The 2,170-nt window shown below is 61.1% G+C and carries 2 protein-coding genes; both read right to left on the bottom strand.

The annotated features are described in order from the left end of the window. Positions 1–559 precede the first annotated feature (559 nt). Positions 560–865, bottom strand: a complete 306-nt coding sequence (locus WAW39_RS12045) for a hypothetical protein (protein ID WP_422319097.1) — start codon at positions 863–865, stop codon at positions 560–562. Further along, complete coding sequence (locus WAW39_RS12040) at positions 862–1,920, bottom strand: transposase (protein WP_422319095.1); 1,059 nt, start codon at positions 1,918–1,920, stop codon at positions 862–864. Before WAW39_RS12040 ends, WAW39_RS12045 begins: the two co-directional genes overlap by 4 nt. Positions 1,921–2,170 lie beyond the last annotated feature (250 nt).

Genomic DNA, 2,170 nt, shown 5'->3' with positions numbered 1-2,170 from the left:
GGGAGAAGGAGCCGGAGATTGGGCCGCAAAAAGACGCAAAAAAGGAAAAAGGGTTGAGGTTCTGCTGGGGGATTGGTGATTTGGATTTGGGTGTCTTGAGCCGGAGGGGGGGGCTTTCAATGGGCAGGGGAATGCGTGGCGGCGTGGCTGTGAGTTTTGAGTTTTGAGTTTTGCTGAGGTGGGGCTGGCCGATGCTGCTGGGGTGCGAGGGTGTGGAGGCGGATGAGGGGGGCGATTTCGCTGACGACGACTGCTAAGAGGATGAGGGCCATGCTGGGGAGGCATGCGGCAGTCTTGATTTCAGGGTAGAAAATTTGTCAAGAATTTGCACACTGACCCCATTTTGGGGTGAGGTGTGAACTGCGTGAATTTTTGCGATTCAGCACGGCTCTGATCTTCATCGGCCGCGCTTGGCATGGCTCACCGGCCACTTGTGACCATCCTTGCGGCTGATGCCAAACTCCACGCGCAGTTCCGTCGTGGGAGGGCAGGGCATAAGACCCCGCTTAACTGTAACCTATGTGGCCGGTCCGAATCTGCCTACTTAGGCGGCAGACCGCTACGCGGAGCTAGATGAACGAGTAGAGAACCATTGCTGCATTGCGATACGCATATCTTCGGGGACATTCGTCCATAGGGTGGCTGGGGTCAGATGCAGGATCTCAGCAGTGTCGATCATGTGCTGAAACCAATGCAGGTAGGTCCATTCGCGCGGGCAAGGTGAGAAGAGAAATCGCCCAACCTGATCCCAGTGAACCTCGACGGCCTCGCGGTAAATGAGGGGGAATGTTGCCTTTGTAGGGCGAATAAAGAGGCGCTTCTCGCCATCAATGCCAACTTCCGCGATTGAGTCAGTGTCCATCATTCGGGTGACTCGGCGTTATCAAGAAAGGCGATGAGTTCCTTCGGAGCCTGCGCGCGGACTTTTTTGCGGTCGAGGCGGCGGAGCTGCTGGCTGACGTTGGCGGCGGATTTCATGGCGAGGTGTTCGGCGAGCCATTCCTGGGTGACGGTGGTGCGGCGCCAGAGGAGATCGGCGAGGAGGAGTTTGCGGGGATCGGAGCCTTTGAGCTGGGCGACTTCGGCGGGCTTCATGCCGGCGGCTTTGAGGCCTTGCTTGAGCCAGGCTTCGGCCTGCTGCTGGCCGTGGGAGGCGACGTGGGGATCGGCGCGGTAGTTGCGGGATTTGGGGGTGTGCTTGGTGACGGCGGCGGCGGCGAGCTTGCGCATGGCGTCGCCAAAGGCCTGGGTGCCCCAGTACCAGCCGCGGCGGAGGTGGCTGCTGCGGGCGTCGGCTTCCTCGGGCAGCGGGGGGACGCCGCAGCTGGCGAGTTCTTCGCTGAGGGCGAGGCGGTCGAGGCGCTTGATCATCTGACGGCGGCCTGCGGCGTTGTCTTCGAGATTGAAGGCGCGGAGGCCGCTGGCGGCATCGAGCCACTTGGGGCGCTCTTTGGGCGGGAGGGCGTAGCCGCCGGCGAGGCTGCTCCAGCGGTAGTCGAGCACGCTTTTGCCGGCCTTGGGGCGGATGAGTTTGGCGCGGACGGGGTTGAGGTGGATGTAGTCGAGGAGGGTCTGGTAGTGGTAGGGGTCGGTGCCTTCGACGATGACGGCTTTGTAGCGATCGCCAAAGAGGCGGCCCCGTTTGCTGTGCCGGACGTTGTAGCGGCGGGTGAGGGTGTTTTGCAGCCAGGACATGCCCGCGACGAGGTTGGGCTCCGGGGTCTGGAGGAAGAGGTGGTAGTGATTGCCCATGAGCACCCAGGCGTGGACACGCCAGCCGGTCATCTCGCAGGCCTGGCTGAGGGTGTGGAGGAAGAAGCGCCGGTCGGCGTCGTCATGGAAGATGGCTTCCCGGCGGTTTCCCCGGGCCATGACGTGGTAGTAGGCGCCGGCGGACTGGATGCGGATGCTGCGTGGCATGGGGGGAGTCTAGGGGGAAGGGGGTGATTTTGTCAAGAATTTGCATCCTGACCCCATTTTGGGGAGGCGGAGTGATGCGGAGATTTTGTCAAGAATTTGCACACTGACCCCATTTGGGGCTCCGCGCGAACTGCCGCCTCCGTCACAGCCTATGGGATGCCTGTGCAATGGGTTCTAGGTTCACTGGGTTCAAAATGGATTTTGAACCCATTGGGTTCAGGGTTCACGGGTTCATACCCTATATATAGGG

The sequence above is a fragment of the Prosthecobacter sp. genome, assembly GCF_049294395.1.
Taxonomy (GTDB): domain Bacteria; phylum Verrucomicrobiota; class Verrucomicrobiia; order Verrucomicrobiales; family Verrucomicrobiaceae; genus Prosthecobacter.
This window is presented reverse-complemented; position numbering and strand designations above follow the sequence as displayed.